The organism is Streptosporangium sp. NPDC087985 (assembly GCF_044741965.1).
Lineage (GTDB): Bacteria > Actinomycetota > Actinomycetes > Streptosporangiales > Streptosporangiaceae > Streptosporangium.
Window position 1 is genome coordinate 42599 of record NZ_JBIUTQ010000003.1, and the last position, 19314, is coordinate 61912.

Genomic DNA, 19314 nt, shown 5'->3' on the forward strand with positions numbered 1-19314 from the left:
ATCCTGGGTGCCGACGTCGCCCGGCAGTGCGTCGAGGCGGGGGTGCTCGACGAGATCCTGGTGTTCGTGGCGCCCGTCCTGCTCGGCGACGGCGTCCGGTTGTTCGACCACCCGGGTGGCACCAATGTCAGGCTTGAACGCCTCAGCCTGACCCACACGCCGCGAGCGACGAGCATCTGGCTACGCGTCGTCCGGTGAGCCGTCCGTGCTCGGCGGCCGGGACGCAGGTCGGTCGCATCCGCACCGATGTGTCCCGGCCGTCGCACGCCTGAGCCGGGCCGAAGCCGTCGAGCAGGTCACCGCGCCGGTCACCGAGGTGCGGAAGGCGGTGCCGTACGGTCTCAAAGGCCGAGCCGATGGTCGAAGACGGCCCGCTGTCCGTCCATGTAGGCGGCATCGGCGAGGTACAGCAGGTCGTGCCCCTCGGCCAGGTGGCCCGCGAAGGCCGTGTTGCCCGAGGCGGCTTCGGCGCGCATGAAGTCCACCAGGGCGTGCAGGCGGGCGATGACGGTGTCGACCAGGCCGGCGCGGCCGGCGGCGTCGAGCCCGTAGCGGTCGCAGAAGAGTCGGGCGCGGTGGGCCTGTTCCTCGGCCGTGCCGAAGCCGTCGGTATTGGTGGGCGCGGTGGTGGGGGCCCAGCGGTAGACGGCGTAGGCGATGTCCCAGAGCCGGGGGCCGGGATGGGCGGTGTCGAAGTCGATGATCCCCACCACCCTGTCGCCGTCGAGGACGCAGTTGTACGGGGCGTAGTCGCCGTGGCAGATCACCTCGGCGGGCGTCCGGGCGGCCAGCATCCAGCCGTCGGCCGCGTCCTGGGCATACCCCACGGTGCTGTCGTGGTAGGAACGCAGTAGTTCGGCGGCGCTCTCCAGTGCCTCCAGGGACGCGGCCGCAGGGGTGAGCGGGTAGTTGCTGACCTCACCCGGAAGGAAGTCCAGGATCTCGAAGCCGTCCTCGGTCACCTCGTGCACCGCCGGTGACGCCGTGAAGCCCTGCGCCCGCAGGTGCCGCAGCAGGTCGTGGACCAGGGGTGACCACGGTCCGGTCGGCCGTCGCACGGTCCCACCGATCCGCACGACCTCGTTGACGCCGCCACCGGTCAGAATCTCTCGATCGGACATCAGTCGCGTTCCCTCCTGGTCTTTGAAGCGCTCCCCACGGCTAAAGCCGGGGGATTCCAGCCAGCCCGGACGCCGCTGTTGCGGTGGTCTGCGCTGCTGTTGCTAGGCGGTTGGCCTTCCGGCCCACGCGGTGGCGTGGTTCGCGCGCCCCAGCTCGCACACCCGGTCCGGGCTGTGCGAACTCCGCCCTCCCGGCGGTGAGTACGTTCCTGGCGGCGTTCACGTCGGCGTGTTCGGTGTGTCTGCAAGAGGTGCACCGGAAGACCGCTTGGCTCTCGCGGGACTTCCGATCCACCACCTTGCACACGTTGCACGTCTGACTCGTGTACGCCGGGCTGACAGTGATCACGTGAGTGCCCGTATACCGGGCCCTACTACGGGTCGCCAGCTCGATCCGGTACCAGCCCTTGTCCAAGATGGACCGATTCAGCCCGGCCTTGGCGGCGGCCCCATTCGGCAAGAACACGCCCGGCCGCTCAGGGTCTGGCCTGGGCTCGACACCAGCGGTCATGTTCTTGGTCTTGAGCGCCTCGAACACGACCATCTCGAAGCCCGTGGCCAGGGTATGGGCGGTCTTGGCGGCGAAGTCCTCCCGGCGTCTGCGGACCCTCCGCACCATGCCGGCGACCCGCGCGGCAGCTTTCCTCCGCCGGGCCGATCCCCTCGTGGTCCGGGCGAAGTCCCGCTGAAGCTTCCTGGCATGCTCGACCTCCCGGTCACGGGCGAACACCTGGTGGTGGAAGCGGCCGTCCGAGCGGGTCACGACCTTGACCACGCCCCGGTCGATCCCCACGGCGCTGCCGGGGTCGGCGTGCCGCTCAGGCGGGGTGACTCCGTCCTCGACGAGAAAGCTGATATACCAGTGCTCGCCGTCCCGGCTGACGGTGGCGTTCTTGGCCTTCCCGCCGAGCGGGCGGGTGATCCGGAAGCGGACCCAGCCGAGTTTCGGCAGCTTCACCCGCGCCCAGCGCCGGTTGAGCCGCTCGACCGTGATTTTCCCGCCCTCGGGGAACCGGAAGCTCGGCGGGTTGCCGACCTTCGACTTCCAGCGGACTTTCCACGTGCCGTGCCTGGCACACGCCTGATCCAGGTCGATCAACACCTGCTGGAGACAGTGACCGGGTACCTCGGCCAGCCAGGGGAAGTCATCTTTCGCCTCCGCCACTTGGCGGGCCTGGTCGTGGTAGCCGATCCACCCACCGCGCCGACGGTGGATCCGGCGCTGTTCCAGCGCGGTGTTCCACACCGACCGGCACACCCCGCCGATGCGTTCGGCGAATTCACCCTGTTCGGGGGTGAAGTCCAGGCGGTACCTGCGTCCGGTAAGCATCGGCGATCACCGGTTCTTCTGGTTCTCGACGTAGCGCTTGACCACATCCAGGGGCGCACCACCCGCGGTCGCCACAAAGTAGGAGTTCGTCCACAAGGTCGGCAGCTTCGACCTCAGCGCCGGGAATTCCTCGCGGAGCAGGCGAGAGGTACGGCCTTTGATGGCCTTGACCAGCTTGTGGATCCCGAACTGGGGGTCCACCTCGACCAGCAGGTGAACGTGGTCGGGCAGGACTTCGAGCTCCACCGGCCACGCCCCCTTCTCCTCGATCACCTCACGGATCAACTGTTTAAGCCGTTCTCCGATCCGACCACCCAGAACCCGCCGCCGGTACTTGGGGCCACCACACCACGTGGAACGCGCACTGGAAGGCGATGTTGCCGTTCGTCCGGAGCGTCACGGTCACACTGAGTCAGTATGCAGAAGGAAGCTATCTACCGCTCAAAGATTCGACTACCCATCAAGGAGAACTCTCATTAGGTCAGAGCACGCTCGGGCCTGGCGGCCCTCCCGCGCCGGGCTTACCACCATGGCTAAAACCAGGGGTCCGCACCCGGCATCTCCGATCGCTGGCTTCGATACCGGTGATCTTCACCATCCTTCCAGGATGTGGTGGCCGTCGGAGGTGAACCCGGTGACGGGGCCGGGGTCGCCGCACTCTACGGACAGGACGCGGTGATGGCCTACCCGCCGGGCGCCCAGACGGTGGGCCGGGAGGCGATCCGCGCCTCCCATCGTGCAACGCCTCAAGGACTTCGGCATCCAACCTGGTCAGGCGCGTACCACCGCGCTGTTCCAACTCGTCATCGAACTCCCCGCCGCTCTGCTCTCTCGCATGATCGGCATTCACATCGACGTTGCCGTCGCCTGGCAACACGCCTCCACCGGGGGCTGGATGATCTACGCTGCCCACGTCAGCCGTCGGACAACCACCACCAAGGAGTTCTGATCATGGCTGTCCTCCCCTATGACGCTGTGCTCTGCGACATCGACGGCGTGCTCCGGCACTGGCCCGCCACCGATGATCTCGAGCGCGCCCATGGACTCCCCGCGGGCGCGCTCGCGGCAGCGGCCTTCACGCCGTCCCGCCTGCACCCCGCGATCACGGGAAAGATCACCGATGAGCAATGGCGCTCTGCGGTGGCCGCAGACCTCGCCAATGCATGTGGATCATTGGGGCGCGCCCACACCGTGGTCACCGCCTGGTCTGAGCTCGTCCCCCTCGTCGACCAAGAGGTGGTGTCCCTTCTCACCAAGGTCCGCGAAGTCGCAACCGTTGCCCTGGTATCCAACGCGACTACCCGCTTGGAGGCAGATCTTGCTCGGCAGAGGCTGGACGACCTCGCCGACGCTGTGGTGAACACCGCCCGCGTCGGTGTCGCAAAGCCTGATCCGCGGATCTACCTCATCGCCGCCGAACACGTCGGGGCGCCGGTCCACCGCTGTCTGTTCATCGACGACACCGTTGCCAACGTCACCGCGGCCCGCGAAATAGGGATGACTGCCCTGCACTACCGCCAACTCGAAGATCTCCGCGACGCCCTCTCACCGCTCTTCGACCTATAGTCAGGGGGGTATACGGAAGCGACTACGAGCGGCCGGCAAATGATGAGGCCGCTCATCGGCTGAGAGTCCCGTAGACAAGACAGGCACCGGCCTGTGTGATCACGGAGTTCTCTACGCGGCGTGAGGTCAAAACGTACGGTGGTCTGCATGGCTGACGAGATATTCGAGCATCCGCGGCTGGCTGCTATCTACGACGAGCTCGACCCCGACCGCAGCGACCTCGACGTATACGTCGCCATCGCTGGGGAGCTGGGTGCGCATCGCGTGCTGGACGTCGGGTGCGGAACAGGCACGTTCGCGCTGCTTCTGGCCGCTCGCGGCCTCGAGGTCACCGGTGTTGACCCGGCCGGCGGCTCGCTCGATGTCGCGCGAGCCAAGCCGGGCAGCGAGCGTGTGCGGTGGATCCGCAGTGACGCGACAGCGCTGCCCTCGATGCAGGTCGACCTTGCCACCATGACCGCGAACGTCGCCCAAGAGATCATTGACCCGGGGGATTGGGCGGGAACATTGCGCGGGGTCTATGACGCGTTGCGGCCCGGCGGACATCTCGTCTTCGAAACGCGCGATCCGGCAAAACGTGCGTGGCAGGACTGGAACCACGCGGCGTCGCACAAGATCACGCAGCTTCAGGGCGTTGGCGCGGTCGAGAGCTGGGTAGAGGTGATCGACCTCACCGGGCCGCTGGTGACGTTCCGTTGGACGTACGTTTTCGCTTCGGACGGGACGGTGTTGACGTCGGACTCGACGCTACGTTTCCGGGAGAGTGACGAGGTCGAGGCAACGCTGGTCGCGCAGGGCTACGCTGTTCAAGAAGTCCGCGGCGCGCCCGATCGGCCCGGCCGAGAGTTCGTGTTCTTCGCACTGCGCCCGTGGTGACTACTACGTAGACGCGAGTTCCTCTCTTGGCGGCGGTAGCCGATGCTGACATCCAATAGTCCATTCCGCTGCCGCTTCAGGGTCTGCGAGGTGACGGCAACGTCGCCCACCACAGGCACATGCCTACTCAATGGCTCAGATCCATTGAGAGGGGACAGCGGGCCGTCTCCCGGAGCGGTCTAGGCCGTACGGCGGGCGAGGAGGTGGGCCTGTGGGAAGCCCCGCTGGGGGTCCTCGCCCGGGGCGATGACCAGCCGGGCCACCTCGAAGCGGAGCCCTGGATGGGCGTCGCGGGCCAGCGCGATCATCTCCGGCGACAGGTCGACGCCGAAGGCGGTGACGCCGAGGGAGCGCAGATGCGCGGTGAGGTGGCCGGGGTGACGGTCTGGTGCGACGGAAGCGCCATGTTCCTACGGACCGGACTCCTCAACCGGATCCGGCGGGCCGGGACGTCTGCCGGGCAGGGCCGGGGGCACCTGGCGCAGCGCGTCCTCGGGGCTGGGGTGGACCTCGAAGGCCTTGCGGAGACCGGTGATGGTCAGCACGCGCTCAAGGTAGCCGTGCACGCCGCTGAGCACGAACGGGGTACCTACGGCCTCGCTGTGCTGCAGGGCGGAGACCAGTTCGCTCAGTCCGACCGAGTCGCAGAAGGTGACATCCGTCAGGTCCACGATGAGAAAGGCCGTACCGGACCCCCAGGCGCGGTCCAGCTGCTCCCGGAGAAGTGGAGCGGAGTGGAATCCGAGCTCTCCGCCGACCCGGATGACGGTCGCCCTCTCGTGCACGTCGCACGAGAGGGTGAACGCCGGGCCACGCCCGGCCCCGAACAACATGACAGACTCCTCACGCCTGCAGGTTCCAGGGCAGGCCACAAGTCTTCTTATCAGTGCCGGGAATCTACTGACACAGGGGGTAAAGCCGGCGGTGATTCCACCGGGATCAGGACTTTCCTCGTCAACCGGGCGAGCATGCCGTTGGACGTCATGACGGCCGGGCCCGGTCCGCGGCGACGGCCACGACGACTCCAAGGGTCGCCAGGCTCAGGTTCGCGTAGAGGGCGTGCTCGGCCAGGAAGTCCACGTGACTGACGATCACCCGGTTGAAGAGGTTGAGGAACAGGCCGAGGAAGGGCTGAAAGGCCAGATGGTCGATGGCTCCGCTGACACCTTGGAGGAGCATGACGATCCCCAGCAGCTGAATGGCTTTGCGCATGCCTCGACGCTAGGGACCGCCGCCGTTGCCGGGGATGGGCCATCGGGATCTCCCCCCTCGACCGGCGTAGCCGTTCCGGCCGTCACGGCCGACAGAGGTATCGCCCGCCGCGACTTTGGTATCGCCCGATGCCCGCAGCGGGCGAGATCCTCTCCCGGACCGTAGGCTCTCGGAAAGATGAACGGATCTGTGACCGCGCCCGCGCCCCGGCGTAGCTCCCGCGACTGGGCCGTGGACATCTGCCTGTTCCTGCTCGCGGTGGCCTTTGGGATCCTGACGGCCGCCGAGCGGCTGCAGGCGTCCTCCCCGTCCGGGGCATGGCTGTTCAACCTCGACCAGCTCGTCGGCACGTTGGGCTGCGCCGCGCTCTGGCTGCGCCGCCGCCGACCGGTCGAGCTCGCCGTGGCGCTGGTCGTCCTGTCGGCCCTCTCCGAGATGGTCGCCGGTGCGATGCTGGTGGCGCTGTTCACGGTCGCGGTGCACCGTCGCCCACGGACCACGGCGGCCGTCTTCGCGCTGAGCCTGTTTACGGCCCTCGTCTACGTCGCGCTCCGCCCCGAGCCCGATACATCTCCTTTCCTGCTGTTGTCGTTTGGTGTCACGCTCCAGGGCGCCGCGGTCGGCTGGGGTCTGTTCATCCACCACCGGCGCCGGCTCGCCCTGTCGCTGCGCGACCGCGCCGCCCGCGCGGAGACCGAGGCGCTCCTCCGCGCCGAGCAGGCCCAGCACCAGGCCCGTGAGGCGATCGCCCGGGAGATCCACGATGTGCTCGGCCACCGGCTGTCGTTGCTGAGCGTGCACGCCGGCGCGCTGGAGTATCACCCCGATGCCTCCGCCGAGGAAGTCGCCCGCGCGGCCAAGGTGATCCGGGAGAGCGCCCATCAGGCGTTGCAGGACCTGCGCGAGGTCGTCGGCGTTCTCCGCGCCCCGGTCGGCGAGCTGCCCCAGCCCACCCTCGCCGACGTCCGGCAGCTCGCTGAGGAGTCAGGCGGGGCCGGGATGCGGGTGGACCTGGGTGAGGAGATCACCGGGAACGTCCCCGACAGAGTGGGCCGCACCGCCTACCGGATCGTGCAGGAGGCCCTGACCAACGCCCGCAAGCACGCCCCCGGAGCCGAGGTGCGCATACGCCTGACGGGGGCACCAGGCCGGGGACTGACCGTCGAGGTGGACAACGCCGCCTCTGACCTCACGCCCATGCCCGGCGAGCGGCCCGGTCAGGGGCTGGTGGGTCTGGCCGAACGCGTCGCCCTCGCCGACGGGCGCCTGGAGCACGGCCCCACCGCCGGAGGCGGCTGGCGGCTGGCGGCCTGGCTACCATGGCCGCCATGACCGCATCCGAGCCCTGGACGGTTGACCTGATCATCGTCGACGATGACCCGCTGGTCCGCGCCGGCCTGGTGATGATGCTGGGCGGCGCCCCCGACATCCGCGTGGTCGCCGAGGCGGGTGACGGCGCACAGGCGCTCGCCCTGGTCGACCGGCACGCCCCCGACGTGGTCCTGATGGACATCAGAATGCCCGCGATGGACGGGCTGACCGCCACCGAGATCCTGCGCGACCGCAGCCGCGCGCCGGAGGTCATCGTTCTGACCACCTTCGACGCCGATGAACACGTCCTGCGCGCCCTGCGTGCCGGAGCCGCCGGGTTTCTCCTCAAGGACACCCCGCCCGAGGAGATCGTGACCGCGGTACGCCAGGTGGCGCGGGGCCATCCGGTCCTGTCTCCGGCGGTGACCCGGCGCCTCATCGCCCGGGTCGCCGACGCGGGCCAGGACCGGCGTCGCACCCACGCCAGAGACCGCCTGGCACTGCTGGCCGACCGCGAACACGAGGTCGCCCTCGCGGTCGGCCAGGCCAGGTCCAACGCCGAGATCGCCGCCGCGCTCTACCTCAGCGTCCCCACGGTCAAGACCCACGTCTCCGCCATCCTGGCCAAGCTCGGTCTCAACAACCGTGTCCAGATCGCGCTGCTGGTCCACGACGCGGGGCTTCTCGACGGCCAGGAGTGACGGATCGGCGGGCCGGCCCCGGACGGGCGCCCACGCCGACAAGCCGTCCGGCTCCGGACTCCACGTCCCCGTGGCGGTCCTCCAGCGGTGTCATCTCTGGGCCCACTCGGCGAGAATTCTGGCCTCCTTCCCGGGATCGATGCCATGCCTGCCGAAGGAACGCTCCTCCACGGGGATGTCGCGGAGCCAGGCCCAGGTGTCGCGGACGGTCTCGGTGACGGGGCGGCAGCGCAGCCCGGCCGCGTGGGCCTTGGCGGACGAGGGAAGCCACGCCCCGGTCAGTTCGGGGATCTCCGGGGCCCAGAGCGGCAGCTCCGTCCACGGCTCGACCTTCCGGTCGAGCAGGAACCGGTCCTTCACCCAGACGAACTCCGCGTCCGAGCCCGTCACCGCGCGGCACTCGGCCAGCCAGTCGCCGTAGGTGATGTTGCCCTGGACCCCGCTGGTGAAGAAGCGGTCGTTCACCCCCGCCTCGGCCTGGGTCAGCGTGAAGGCGGCGATGTCGCGGGCGTCGATGAGCTGCATCGCCATGTCCGGGTCGTCCGGGGCGAGCACCTGACCGCCCCGGGCGATCCGGGTGAGCCACCAGGGCAGCCGGCCGACGTTCTCGTGCGGGCCGAGGATGAGGCCCGGCTCGATGATCAGTGCGTTGCCGTCGAAACCCTGCTCCACCGCCCGTTCGCAGCCCGCCTTGAGCGTGCCGTAGTCCCCGTCCTCGGGACCGGCGTCCGGGGCGCACTCGAACCGGGGCGTACTCTCGTCGACCGCCCCCGGCCAGCCGGCGCAGGCCGAGATGCTGGAGATGAAGGCGTAGGTGGCCGCCCTGCCGTTGAGCGCGCGCACCGACTCCCCGACGATGCGGGGGACGAACCCGCAGACGTCGATGACGGCGTCCCACTCCCTGCCGTCCGCCAGGCGCTTCAGATCCTCGGTGACCCCACGGTCACCCCTGATGGCCTCGGCACCGGGCAGGTCGGTGCCGCTCCTGCCCCGGTTGAATGTCGTGACCTCGTGCCCGCGCCGCAGCGCCTCCTCGGCGATCGCCCGGCCGAGGAAGACCGAACCGCCGATGATCAGAGTTCTCATGGCGGCTCATTCTTCGTCCCCGTCCAGGGAGGAGGCCATGAGATTTCACCCCTGGCGCAAGCCGTACGCTCAGAGCGGACTGGCGGGGATCGTTGGTCTTTCGAGGACGTGGACCCGGGCCGTGGCGATGTCGAAGTAGAGGCCCACCAGGTGCAGGCGTCCCGCGCGGACGAGCCGGTCCACCTCGGGATAGGTCCGCAGGTTCTCCAGTTGCTGGATTACGTTGACCCTGCAGAGGCGGTCCAGCGGGCCGTTGTCGGCGCCGTCGCTCTCGCCGGCGACGAACCTGGCCAGGCTGTGGTTGCCATGACGTAGCCAGCGGTCGAGAGCGGTCCTGTACGCCGCCTTGGGGCCGCCGTCCAGCAAGGTGGCCATGGCCCCGCAGCCGGAGTGGCCGCAGACCGTGATGGTCTGGACGTTGAGCGTCTCGGTTGCGTACTCGATCGCCGCCGCTACGGAGTCGTCCGGGGAGGCCGTGCCCCGGCGCGGCACCAGGTTGCCGAGGTTGCGGACGGTGAACAGGTCCCCCGGACCGCTGGCGGTGATCAGGTTTGGCACGATCCGGGAGTCCGCGCAGGTGATGAAGAGGTGGGAGGGCTCCTGCCCGCGGGCCATCGCATGCAGGAACGGACGGACCAGCGGCGCCGTACTACGGTGGAACTCCCGTGCCCCGGCGAGCAGGTCCGGTACGGCGGGGCTGCCCGCCGCCGGCGCGTGCGGGGCCGAGACCGGCGCCCCCTGGGGGCCGGGCCGTCCCCGCCGGTGAGCCCAGGGCAGCCACCAGCGCTCCGGTGCGCGCGGCGGTGTCTTGGCCCGGAGCGTCCGGGCGCCGCCGGCGGCCATGGCGTACCACTCGTCGTGGAGTTCGTCGATGTCCACGATGCCGCCGCCGCGCTCGTGGTCCTGCCGCCAGGCATGGACGGCCTCGAAAGCCGCGTTGTCCATGAAGTCGATGTTCAGGTCCAGCTGGACCGCGGCTCCGGCGGGGACGGCCTGCAGCTCCGAGGTGAGCTTCGGCACGCCGAGGAAGGTCAGGGAGCCGCCGATCAGCACATGCCAGCGGCCGTCGGGTTCGGGCGTGGCCCGTACGGTGATCCAGGTGAGGCGGCGCAGTGCGGACAGCGCGGCGAGGCCGAGGCCGAACAGTATGCCTTCGGCGAGGCCAAGCAGTACGACCCCGGCCATGGTGACGACGTAGACCCGTACCTCGCCGTGGCCGCGCAGGTTCCGCAGGTGCCCCATGTTGATCATTTGGACGCCGATGAAGACCAGCAGCGCGGCGAGCGCCTCCATGGGAATGAGCCTGATCGTCTGTCCCAGGCAGACCGTGAGCACCAGGATCCATACGCCGTGCAGGATCGCCGACCAGCGGCTGCGCGCCCCCGCCCGGGCATTGGCGGCGCTGCGCACGATGACTCCCGCGACGGGCAGGCCGCCCAGCGCGCCGGTCACCATGTTGGCCACGCCCTGGGCGGTGAGCTCTCTGTCCAGATCGGCCCGCCTGCCGTCGTGCAGTCTGTCGGTGGCCACCGAGCAGAGAAGAGACTCCACCCCGGCCAGCAAGGCGACCAGCAGCACCGCACCGAGGACCGCGTGCCAGTCGCCCCGCGGCCAGATCGGTGTAGCCCACTCGCTCATGGCCGAGGAGAGGTCGACCCGGGTGACGTCCCAGCCGAACACCCCGGCGGTCACCGAGGCGACCAGCAGGGCCGTCAGCGGCGCCGGGACGGTCCGCAGCCGCTGCGGCAGCCGGGCCGAGCCGATCAGGACGGCGATGGTGAGCAGGCCGACGAAGACCGCGTGGTTGTGGTTGTGGATGATCTGCTGAGGCAGTTCGATCAGGTTCTCGATGGCGGAGCGTTGCGGGCTGCCTCCCAGCACGACGTGAAGTTGGGAGAGTGCGATCACCGCGCCGACCCCGGCGAGCATGCCGTGCACCACGGCGGGGGAGACCGCCAGCGCCGCGCGGGCGAACCGGAACAGCCCCAGGAGGAACTGGAGGACACCCGCCAGCAAAGTGATCATGCAGGTGGCGCGCCAGCCGTACGTCGTGACCAGGTCGGCGACCACCAGGGAGAGGCCGGCGGCGGGACCGCTTACCTGGACGGCGGAGCCGCCCAGGTAACCCGCCACCACGCCCCCCACCACGGCGGAGATGAGCCCGGCCACAAGCGGGGCTCCCGAGGCCGCCGCGATGCCCAGCGACAGGGGAACCGCTATCAGGAAGACCACCAGAGAGGCGGGCAGATCGTGCCGTACTACGGACGTGAAATGACTTTCCGTAATAACCGCGCCACTATCCGTGTCTGCCTTCATGGGCAGACTCTACGGTTCCACCCTCCCCCGCCTGAGCGGTTGCCGGAGGTCTTTACCGGGGGAGGGGGGAATCAGCGGTAATAGTCGGGGTAGTCCGGCTCCTGCGGTCGGCGGCGGTTGCCCCGGGAGTCGGCATGGCCCGGTCCCTCGGGGGTGGCGGCGGGGGGAGCGCCGTAAAGGTCGCCGTAGCTCGGCCAGTTGGTGTTGGTACCGTCACCCCCGCCGGGGGCGGGGTCAGGCCAGGCGGCGGGCGGCGCCGGGGTGGACTGCTGGTGGGGGTCATAGCCGTAGCCCCCGCCCGGTCGCGCCTCGACTGGGCGGCCCTCGTGGGGAGAGACGCTGCGGGAGGGGCCGGTCGGAGTTGAGATCGCCGGAGTCGGGCCGGTGAGCGCGTCGTCGTCGATTGTGGCCCAGCCGGAACTGACCTCGTAGGAAGCCGCCGGCGGGGCGTTGTACACCGGCGCCTGGTACGAGTTGTAGGACGGCGCCGGGTCGTCGAGGATGTCGGCGGTGTTGGCGGCCGGCCAGCCTCCGGAGCCCGGAGCGGTGGCCTGGGCCCAGGGGTTGTCGGAGGTGGGCGGGGGCGGCGTGGTGCCGTAGGGCGACCCCGACAACGGATCCGTGCCCGGCGCCACGGGGAAGCCGCCGCTGGTCGTGGGGCCCATCGGAGGCATCGGGGTGAGCGATCCGATGCCGGGTTCCGGGTTCGGAGAACCGCCGAGCGCCGGCATGGAGCCGCTGGAGGTCGCCGGACCCGTGCCGCGCGGGTAGGAGCCGCCCAGCGGGTCGCTCAACGGGTCGGGCCGGGAAGGACCGCCGTTGCCCGGGCCCGAACCGGAGTTGCGGTTGCCTCTGCTCCTGCGGGAACTCGAGCGCGGGGGACGGCTCTCGCCGAAGGCGCCGGGCGTGGGGGCCGCGAAGGTGACCGTCCTCTGCTCGGCGAGCGCTGCGCTCGTGGGGGCCGGGTTCGGCTGCACCGGCCCGATGAGATCGGCGAGACCCGAAGGCAGAGAGGTGGAGGCCGATGCGGGTGCGGGTGTGGGTGCGGGCCGGGGCGCCGGAGTCCTGTTCGGCAGCGGTGCCTGCGTGGTCACCGCGTCGGCGTCCATCCGGGGAGACGGGGTCTTGCTCGGCAGCGGGACCTGCACGGTGGCGGAGTCGGCGTTCGCCTGGAACGGATCGTTCTCCTCGACGGGACGGCTGGCGCCCATCCGGGCTCCCAGGGAGCCTCCGAAACCGCCCTCGTCGGCCTGGAGCCGTGTCCAGTAGTCGTCGTCGTAGTCGTCGGCCTGACCGAACTCGTTCATACCCCTCTTGCCGCGCGAGCTCGCCGGGCGCGGCTGGCGCGGTGGCTTGGGCTCGTCGAACGGGGTGAGATCGGGCGAGAAGTGGTTCATCTTCGGCTCACGCGTGGCGAAGTCGTCGATGGACGTGACGGGCGTCTGCGCCTCCTTCTCCGCCATCTCGCGCAGGCGCTCTGCGGGGAGTGCGCTCTCCCTGCGGTTCATCGACCGCATTCCCAGTGCCACGACGACGAGCACGAGGAGCACGACGGCGACCAAACTCATTACGACCGCGATCATTGCACCACCCTCAAGGCCATGGCCTTCCAGCGGCGCCGGTGAGGTCGCGCGGCCATCGACGCGACCTGCCCCCTTGCATCACCTGCGCTCGGACATTGGATCTGATTGTGTCGGACCACTATGAGCGTTGTCACACCCTACGTGAAGAATCGGTAAGCACTAATACCTCCGGTGTCTGAGCTGTCACTCGATGTGCGTCGCGGTGAGCCGCCCCCAGGCGATCGTCTTGTCCGCGATGCTCTTCAAGGTCTTGTCGAGGGAGGCACCCTTTTTGAGGTCGACCTTGCCGTTGAGCGCATAGACGGTGAAACGATAGTTCTCCCTGGCGCGGCATGGAGGGGTATAGCCCACCTTGCCGCCTGTCGTGCTTCCCTCGACGGCTCCCACCGGGACGCTGCTCTCGGCCAGCTCGTTGGTGCGCGGGTCGATGTCGAACACGACCCAGTTCACCTCTCCGCCGGTACGTGCGTTGTTGTCCACCACGAGCGCGACGGACTTGGTGCTCTCCGGCACCCGTGACCACCGCAGCGGCGGATTGCCGGCCGAACCGTTGCAGGAGTATCCGGATGGCAGAGGAGCGCCGTCCTTCAGCCGGGGACTCGAGACGCTGATCGGCTCCAGCTGCAGTCTGTCGGCGGAGGCGGAACTCCCCACCATGCCACAGCCGGAGGAGACAGCGACAAGCGCCGCGGCGAGCACCGTCCCGACGGTCTGCCGCGGGCGGCGCGTAGACGTGTTCGGCTGCCCCATGCCCGATGATGCTACGCGGGTCTGGAAGATGCGCAGACCGGATCGCGAGGTTCCAGGGCGCGGAAATGCTCGGGAATCGGACAGAATCAAAGCATGGAGGGGGTGAGGTTGGACACGGAATTGACCTTCGCCATTCTCGGGCCCCTGGAGATCGGCCACCGCGGTGAGGCGGTCGAGATCACGGGACAGCGCCTGCGCACCCTCCTCGGCCTGCTGCTTCTCGACGCGGGCCGGACGGTGCCCGTCGACCGGCTGGTCGACGGGGTGTGGGGAGACCGCCCGCCGAACGCCGTGGGAAACGCGTTGCAGGCCCTGGTCTCCCGATTACGTGCCGTGTTGGCCGATCAGCGTGGATTGGTGGAGATCGGCGCGGCCGGCTACCGGCTGGCCGTCGATCCCGACCGGGTGGACGCCCACCGGTTCGCCCGGCTGGCGGCCAAGGGCCGCGCGGCCCTCGGGGCGGGTGACCCCGACGGCGCCGCCGTCGCGCTCCACGCGGCGCTCGCGCTCTGGCGTGGGCCCGTCCTGGCCGGTCTGACGTGTGACCACACCGTCACCGCCGCGGTCGCCCGGCTGGACGCGCTCCGGCTGGCCGCCCTCGAGGACCGTGTCGAGGCCGACCTGCTGCTCGGACGGCAGGCCGAGGTGGCCGCGGAGCTGCCCGCGCTGATCGCCGCCCACCCGCTGCGCGAGCGGCTCCGCGGCCAGCTCATGCGCGCCCTGTACGGCTCGGGCCGCCGGGTCGAGGCACTGGCCTCCTACGAGGACGCCCGCGCGGTCTTCGCCGACGAGCTGGGCGCGGATCCCTCGCCCGAGCTGGCCGCTCTCCACCTCTCCATGCTGCGCCACGAGTGGACCGAGAACGGTCCACGGTCCCCGCGACCCGATGAGAGCGGCCCGCCGCGCCCGTCACCCGGCGGGAGCGGCCCGCACCGTCCGACCCCCGGAGAGAGCGCCTCACCGCCCGCGGCTCCACCGCGGAGCAACCTGCCGGCCAGGATCACCAGCTTCGTCGGCCGGGAACGCGACGTGGCGCGGACGGCCGAGCTCCTCGCCGGCCACCGGCTGGTCACCCTGCTCGGCCCTGGCGGCGCGGGCAAGACCAGGCTGTCGATCGAATCGGCAGAGGCGGTCGCCGGCCGGATGTCCGACGGGGTGTGGCTGGTCGAGCTCGCCCCGGTGGCCGAGCCATCCCAGGTCCCACAGACGGTGTTCTCGGCACTGGAACTACGCGATCCGTCTCCTGCGGCCTCCCCGGCCTCGGCGATCCCCGTGCCCGCCGCCCGTGATCCCCTGGACCGCCTTGTCGCGGGCCTCGCCGGGAAACGGCTCCTGATCGTCCTGGACAACTGCGAGCATGTGGTCGAGGCGGCGGCGGCACTCGCCGACCAGATCCTGTCGAGGTGTCCCGGGGTGCGCGTCCTGGCCACCAGCCGCGAACCGCTCGGCATCACCGGCGAGATGACCTGGCCGGTGCCTCCGCTCGATCTCCCGCCCGATGGCGGCGATCCGGGCGAGGCCCTCGGATACCCGGCCGTGCGCCTGTTCACCGAGCGCGCCGCGGCCGTCCGCCCTGGTTACCAGCCCGGGGCGGAGGCCGCCGCGGTGGTGCGGATCTGTCGCGAGCTCGACGGCATGCCCCTCGCCATCGAGCTCGCGGCCGCCCGTCTCCGCTCGCTCTCCGCCGAGCAGATCGCGCACCGGCTCGACGACCGTTTCCGCCTGCTGAACGGTGGCAGCCGTACGGCGTTGCCCCGCCACCAGACGCTCCGCGCGGTGGTCGGGTGGAGCTGGGACCTGCTGGACGAGCAGGAGCGGGTGCTGGCCCGCCGCCTGTCCGTCTTCGCGGGAGGCGCCGTTCTTGACTGCGCCGAGGCGATCTGCTCGGGGCAGGGACTCGAACGGGCCGACGTGCTCGACGTGCTGGCCCGGCTGGTGGACAAGTCGCTGGTGGTGGCCCACAGCCACGACACCGTCGTCCGCTACCGGATGCTGGAGACCATCCGCGCCTACGCGGCTGAACAGCTGGTCGAGGCGGGCGAGCACGACCGCGTACGGCTGGCGCACGCGGTGTTCTTCACGGAACTGGCCGAGAGGTCCGACCCCGGCCTCCGCGGTGGCGGGCAACTCGTCGTCATCGCCGCGATGGCCGCCGAGCACGACAACCTGTCGGCGGCGCTCCGCTGGACCGTCGAGGTGGCCAGGCCCGACCTGGCACTGCGGATGGTCGGCGCCCTGGGGTGGTACTGGTGGCTGCGCGGCTACCGGATCGAGGGCGCCCGGCGCGCGCGTGAGGTGCTCGGACTGGCGGGAGACGGTGCCGACCTCGCGTCGCTCGTCCTGGCCCGCGCCTCCTACGGGGCCAATGCGACGGGTGCCGGGATCGAGCTCGACACCGCGCGGGCAGAGCTGGCCGAGGTGGTACGGCTGGCGCGTGAGGGACTGCCCCGGCCCTGGCATCCCCTGGTCGTGATGGCGGGACCGGTCATCGCGCTGTTCACGGGCGTGTTCACGGACAATGACCGCTGCCTCGACGACATGCTCGCCCATCCCGACCCGTGGGTGATCGCCTCGGCGCGGCTGTTCGAGGGGCACGGCCATTTCTTCACGGGGCGTATCGCCGAGGGCAGGGCCGAGCTGTCGGCCGCCCTGCGCGGTTTCCGGGAGATCGGGGACCGCTGGGGCATCGCCAACGCGCTCGCCGTGCTGGCGGAGCTGGACTTCCTCCACGGCGAGCCCGTACGGGCGCTGGAGACGCTCCGCGAGGCCATCGCCCTGATGGAGGAGATCGGTGCGGTCGACGAGGTCGCCTACATGCGCGCCCGCCTGGCGCTCGGGCTCTACCTCGCGGGGGACCGGGTGGCGGCGGAGGAGATCTTGGAGGACACCCTCAACAGGGCCATCGGGAACGGGGACAGGATCGCCGTGCTGAGCCTGCTCAGCGCCCGGGGAGACTTCGCCCGCGAGGACGGCAGGCTCAACGAGGCCAGGCACTACTATGCCGAGGCCATGCGGGTGGTCGAGGAGACGCCCAGCATTCCGCTGCCGATCCGCGCCTCGGTCAACGTGGCGCTGGGCCTGCTGGCAGAGCAGGAGGGTGATCTTGTCCGCAGCCGACGGCTGCTCGGCGCCGCGCTGGAGCAGGCGGCGGAGTCGGCGGAGGTGGCCGTGCTCGGCCTCGTGCTGATCGGCTCCGCGGGGCTGGTGCTGTCGGAGGGCGCCCCGGCCACGGCGGCCCTGCTCCTCGGGGGTGCCGCGACGGTCCGGGGCATCGACGCGGTGGTCGACTTCGACCACGTGCGGATCACCGAGCGCACGATGGCCGCGCTCGGCCGGGAGGAATACTCCCGGTGTTACGAGCGCGGCCGTCTCCTGTCCCGCGAGGAGATCATCGCCGTCGCGGGCGGGGGAGGAGACCCCCACTCCCCGTTCGGTTCCCGGTAGGGCCTCCTCCACGGCCGGATCCGGCCGCGCCGTGGCCGGACAGGTCAGACGCGGCCGCGGAAGGCGCGGATCGCCAGCGGGGCGAAGACCACGGTGAACCCGGCCGCCCAGAGCAACGAGATGAGCGCGGACCCGGACACCTCACCACCGACCAGCAGCCCGCGGATGGCGTTGGCCAGATGGCTGACGGGATTGAGGTCGGACCAGGTCTTCAGCCAGCCGGGGAAGGTGGCCGGATCCACCAGCGCGCTGCTGGTGAACGTCAGCGGCATCATCGTCGAAAAGGCGATCATCTGCACCTTCTCCGGGCTGGATGCCTTGAGCCCGATCAGCACGGACATCCAGGACATGGCCAGGGCGACCACCACCAGCAGCGCCAGCGCGCCCAGCACGCCGAGCACGCTGGTCTCCACCCGGAAACCCAGGACCATGCCGAAGCCGACGAGCAGGACGAACGCCCACACCTGCTTGACGGTGTCGGCGATGATCCGCCCCGACAGCGGTGCGGTCCGGGCGATGGGCAGGCTCCGGAGCCGGTCGAAGACTCCCTTGGTGATGTCGGTGTTCAGGCCGATCGCCGTGGACAGCGTGTAGAACAGGGCGTTCTGCACGAGGAGGCCCGGCAGCGCGAACTGCAGATATTCGCCCGTCGACCCGGAGATCGCGCCGCCGAACACGTAGGTGAACAGCAGCAGGAACATGATGGGCTGGATGCTCAGGTCGAGGAGCTCCCACGGGTTGTGCTTGATCTGGACCAGGCTGCGCCAGGCCAGGGTCATCGTCTGCTTCAGCGTGGCCAGGGGGCTGACGCGCCGGGCGACGACCGGCATCGCCGTTGTCATCGTCGTCATGCGAACGCCTCTTCCTTCTCCGCGGTGGACTCGTCCTCGGCCCGGTGGCCGGTGATGGCCAGGAACACCTCGTCGAGGCTGGACTTGCGCAGCGCCAGCTCGGTCGCGACGACGCCGAGGTCGTCGAGCCGTCGCACGACGGCGGCCACGACCGCGGGGTCGTGCACGGATGCCACGGCCTTCCCGCCGGTCAGATCGGGGGTCTCGCCGGTGATGTCGGTGACGACCCGGGCGACCAGGTCGAGGTGGTCCGCCTGGAGCGGCCGGACCTCCAGGACCTGCGCCCCCGTGGTCGCCTTCAGCTCGTCGGAGGTGCCCGAGGCGATTACCCTGCCGTGGTCGAACACCACGATGTCGTCGGCGAGTTGGTCGGCCTCCTCCAGATATTGGGTGGTGAGCAGGACCGTCACCCCGTCGGCCATCAGGCCGCGCACGACGCCCCACAGCTCGGTGCGGCTCCGCGGGTCGAGACCGGTGGTCGGCTCGTCGAGGAACAGCACCTGTGGCCGCCCGACCAGGCTCGCCGCCAGGTCCAGGCGGCGGCGCATACCGCCCGAATATGTCTTGGCCGCCCGGCCGCCGGCGTCCGAGAGGGCGAACCGTTCCAGCAGCTCGGCCGCCCGCGCTCTGGCCTCGGCTCTCGGCAGGCCGAGGAGACGGCCGATCATCACCAGGTTCTCCACCCCGGTGAGCATCTCGTCGACTCCGGCGTACTGCCCCGTGAGGCCGATCAGCGACCGCACCTGGTGGGCTTGGCCGGTCACGTCGAACCCGCCGACCGACGCCGTGCCCTCGTCGGGGCGGAGCAGCGTCGCCAGGATCCGTACGGCGGTGGTCTTGCCCGCCCCGTTCGGACCCAGCACGCCGAGCAGGCGCCCCTGAGGCACGGCGAGATCGACCCCGTCGAGCGCGTGGGTCTCCCCGTAACGCTTCACCAGACCCTCTGCCTGGATGGCATATCGCATGATCAGTGCCTCTCCTTAGTGATTCCGTCAACAGAGTGCACCGGCCCACCGACATTTTCCTGATCGGCGGCTGACACGGCGGAGGGTCCGCTGACAGATGGCTGACATGAGGGTCCGCCCGCCCGGACATGACCCCTTAGGCTGACAATGTGAGCGATCAAGCCGAGGAGCGCAGCGAGGTCACGGACGGGACCGCGGTGGC

Annotated in this window: 18 protein-coding genes and 1 pseudogene; 7 read left to right on the forward strand and 12 right to left on the reverse strand. The window is 70.1% G+C overall.

What is annotated here, in order from left to right; all coding sequences use genetic code 11:
• The first annotated feature begins 3 nt into the window (after positions 1-3).
• Positions 4-198, forward strand: coding sequence for a dihydrofolate reductase family protein (locus tag ACIN94_RS09060; protein ID WP_400703020.1), 195 nt, complete (start codon positions 4-6; stop codon positions 196-198).
• A gap of 143 nt (positions 199-341) precedes the next feature.
• Here the strand turns inward: ACIN94_RS09060 and ACIN94_RS09065 are convergent, their stop codons facing one another.
• From ACIN94_RS09065 to tnpA, 3 genes and pseudogenes are all read right to left on the reverse strand, one after another.
• The gene (locus ACIN94_RS09065) at positions 342-1121 is read right to left on the reverse strand and encodes an aminoglycoside phosphotransferase family protein (protein ID WP_400701832.1); all 780 of its coding nucleotides are present in this window, start codon (positions 1119-1121) and stop codon (positions 342-344) included.
• A gap of 40 nt (positions 1122-1161) precedes the next feature.
• The gene (locus tag ACIN94_RS09070; RefSeq protein WP_400701835.1) at positions 1162-2451 is read right to left on the reverse strand and encodes an RNA-guided endonuclease InsQ/TnpB family protein; all 1290 of its coding nucleotides are present in this window, start codon (positions 2449-2451) and stop codon (positions 1162-1164) included.
• A 6-nt stretch (positions 2452-2457) separates the two neighbouring features.
• Positions 2458-2857, reverse strand: a pseudogene (gene tnpA / locus ACIN94_RS09075) (IS200/IS605 family transposase).
• Between the two features lie 330 nt (positions 2858-3187).
• Here tnpA and ACIN94_RS09080 point away from each other — a divergent pair.
• From ACIN94_RS09080 to ACIN94_RS09090, 3 genes are all read left to right on the forward strand, one after another.
• Positions 3188-3400, forward strand: coding sequence for a hypothetical protein (locus tag ACIN94_RS09080; RefSeq protein ID WP_400701838.1), 213 nt, complete (start codon positions 3188-3190; stop codon positions 3398-3400).
• Between the two features lie 2 nt (positions 3401-3402).
• Positions 3403-4017: an HAD-IA family hydrolase gene (locus tag ACIN94_RS09085; protein WP_400701841.1), complete on the forward strand. Its 615-nt coding sequence runs from the start codon at positions 3403-3405 to the stop codon at positions 4015-4017.
• A 147-nt stretch (positions 4018-4164) separates the two neighbouring features.
• Complete coding sequence (locus ACIN94_RS09090; RefSeq protein WP_400701844.1) at positions 4165-4893, forward strand: class I SAM-dependent methyltransferase; 729 nt, start codon at positions 4165-4167, stop codon at positions 4891-4893.
• A gap of 179 nt (positions 4894-5072) precedes the next feature.
• Here the strand turns inward: ACIN94_RS09090 and ACIN94_RS09095 are convergent, their stop codons facing one another.
• The 3 genes from ACIN94_RS09095 to ACIN94_RS09105 form a co-directional block, all read right to left on the reverse strand.
• Positions 5073-5201 carry a hypothetical protein gene (locus ACIN94_RS09095; protein ID WP_400701847.1) on the reverse strand — a complete coding sequence of 43 codons (129 nt, stop codon included), beginning with the start codon at positions 5199-5201 and terminating at the stop codon, positions 5073-5075.
• 102 nt (positions 5202-5303) lie between these two features.
• Positions 5304-5726, reverse strand: a complete 423-nt coding sequence (locus tag ACIN94_RS09100; protein WP_400701850.1) for an STAS domain-containing protein — start codon at positions 5724-5726, stop codon at positions 5304-5306.
• Positions 5727-5874: 148 nt separating this feature from the next.
• On the reverse strand, positions 5875-6105 hold the full coding sequence (locus tag ACIN94_RS09105; protein ID WP_400701853.1) for a hypothetical protein: 231 nt from the start codon (positions 6103-6105) through the stop codon (positions 5875-5877).
• Between the two features lie 177 nt (positions 6106-6282).
• On the opposite strand from ACIN94_RS09105, the gene ACIN94_RS09110 reads away from it, so the two are divergent.
• Both ACIN94_RS09110 and ACIN94_RS09115 read left to right on the forward strand, forming a co-directional pair.
• Positions 6283-7437: a sensor histidine kinase gene (locus ACIN94_RS09110; RefSeq protein ID WP_400701856.1), complete on the forward strand. Its 1155-nt coding sequence runs from the start codon at positions 6283-6285 to the stop codon at positions 7435-7437.
• Positions 7434-8117, forward strand: a complete 684-nt coding sequence (locus tag ACIN94_RS09115) for a response regulator (protein WP_400701859.1) — start codon at positions 7434-7436, stop codon at positions 8115-8117. The genes ACIN94_RS09110 and ACIN94_RS09115 overlap by 4 nt, the downstream gene beginning before the upstream one ends.
• Before the next feature lie 90 nt (positions 8118-8207).
• On the opposite strand, the gene ACIN94_RS09120 is transcribed toward ACIN94_RS09115, so the two are convergent.
• From ACIN94_RS09120 to ACIN94_RS09135, 4 genes are all read right to left on the reverse strand, one after another.
• Positions 8208-9203 carry an NAD-dependent epimerase/dehydratase family protein gene (locus ACIN94_RS09120; RefSeq protein ID WP_400701862.1) on the reverse strand — a complete coding sequence of 332 codons (996 nt, stop codon included), beginning with the start codon at positions 9201-9203 and terminating at the stop codon, positions 8208-8210.
• A gap of 69 nt (positions 9204-9272) precedes the next feature.
• Positions 9273-11519: a SulP family inorganic anion transporter gene (locus ACIN94_RS09125; RefSeq protein WP_400701865.1), complete on the reverse strand. Its 2247-nt coding sequence runs from the start codon at positions 11517-11519 to the stop codon at positions 9273-9275.
• 71 nt (positions 11520-11590) lie between these two features.
• Entirely contained in the window at positions 11591-13102 is a 1512-nt protein-coding gene (locus ACIN94_RS09130) for a hypothetical protein (protein ID WP_400701868.1), read from the reverse strand.
• A 183-nt stretch (positions 13103-13285) separates the two neighbouring features.
• Positions 13286-13852 (reverse strand): YbhB/YbcL family Raf kinase inhibitor-like protein, encoded by a 567-nt coding sequence (locus ACIN94_RS09135; RefSeq protein ID WP_400701871.1) that lies wholly within the window; start codon positions 13850-13852, stop codon positions 13286-13288.
• Between the two features lie 108 nt (positions 13853-13960).
• Here ACIN94_RS09135 and ACIN94_RS09140 point away from each other — a divergent pair, with 108 nt between their 5' ends.
• On the forward strand, positions 13961-17296 hold the full coding sequence (locus ACIN94_RS09140) for an AfsR/SARP family transcriptional regulator (RefSeq protein ID WP_400701874.1): 3336 nt from the start codon (positions 13961-13963) through the stop codon (positions 17294-17296).
• A gap of 44 nt (positions 17297-17340) precedes the next feature.
• On the opposite strand, the gene ACIN94_RS09145 is transcribed toward ACIN94_RS09140, so the two are convergent.
• On the reverse strand, positions 17341-18147 hold the full coding sequence (locus tag ACIN94_RS09145; RefSeq protein ID WP_400701877.1) for an ABC transporter permease: 807 nt from the start codon (positions 18145-18147) through the stop codon (positions 17341-17343).
• Positions 18144-19112 (reverse strand): ATP-binding cassette domain-containing protein, encoded by a 969-nt coding sequence (locus tag ACIN94_RS09150; protein WP_400701880.1) that lies wholly within the window; start codon positions 19110-19112, stop codon positions 18144-18146. The genes ACIN94_RS09145 and ACIN94_RS09150 overlap by 4 nt, the downstream gene beginning before the upstream one ends.
• Positions 19113-19314: the final 202 nt, after the last annotated feature.

Bases quoted from the DNA above. Each gene is read 5' to 3' on its own strand.
- ACIN94_RS09065 (WP_400701832.1), bottom strand. From the start codon at position 1,121: ATGTCCGATCGAGAGATTCTGACCGGTGGCGGCGTCAACGAGGTCGTG.
- ACIN94_RS09070 (WP_400701835.1), bottom strand. From the start codon at position 2,451: ATGCTTACCGGACGCAGGTACCGCCTGGACTTCACCCCCGAACAGGGT.
- ACIN94_RS09085 (WP_400701841.1), top strand. From the start codon at position 3,403: ATGGCTGTCCTCCCCTATGACGCTGTGCTCTGCGACATCGACGGCGTG.
- ACIN94_RS09090 (WP_400701844.1), top strand. From the start codon at position 4,165: ATGGCTGACGAGATATTCGAGCATCCGCGGCTGGCTGCTATCTACGAC.
- ACIN94_RS09095 (WP_400701847.1), bottom strand. From the start codon at position 5,201: ATGATCGCGCTGGCCCGCGACGCCCATCCAGGGCTCCGCTTCGAGGTG.
- ACIN94_RS09100 (WP_400701850.1), bottom strand. From the start codon at position 5,726: ATGTTGTTCGGGGCCGGGCGTGGCCCGGCGTTCACCCTCTCGTGCGAC.
- ACIN94_RS09105 (WP_400701853.1), bottom strand. From the start codon at position 6,105: ATGCGCAAAGCCATTCAGCTGCTGGGGATCGTCATGCTCCTCCAAGGT.
- ACIN94_RS09110 (WP_400701856.1), top strand. From the start codon at position 6,283: ATGAACGGATCTGTGACCGCGCCCGCGCCCCGGCGTAGCTCCCGCGAC.
- ACIN94_RS09115 (WP_400701859.1), top strand. From the start codon at position 7,434: ATGACCGCATCCGAGCCCTGGACGGTTGACCTGATCATCGTCGACGAT.
- ACIN94_RS09120 (WP_400701862.1), bottom strand. From the start codon at position 9,203: ATGAGAACTCTGATCATCGGCGGTTCGGTCTTCCTCGGCCGGGCGATC.
- ACIN94_RS09125 (WP_400701865.1), bottom strand. From the start codon at position 11,519: ATGAAGGCAGACACGGATAGTGGCGCGGTTATTACGGAAAGTCATTTC.
- ACIN94_RS09130 (WP_400701868.1), bottom strand. From the start codon at position 13,102: ATGATCGCGGTCGTAATGAGTTTGGTCGCCGTCGTGCTCCTCGTGCTC.
- ACIN94_RS09135 (WP_400701871.1), bottom strand. From the start codon at position 13,852: ATGGGGCAGCCGAACACGTCTACGCGCCGCCCGCGGCAGACCGTCGGG.
- ACIN94_RS09145 (WP_400701877.1), bottom strand. From the start codon at position 18,147: ATGACGACGATGACAACGGCGATGCCGGTCGTCGCCCGGCGCGTCAGC.
- ACIN94_RS09150 (WP_400701880.1), bottom strand. From the start codon at position 19,112: ATGCGATATGCCATCCAGGCAGAGGGTCTGGTGAAGCGTTACGGGGAG.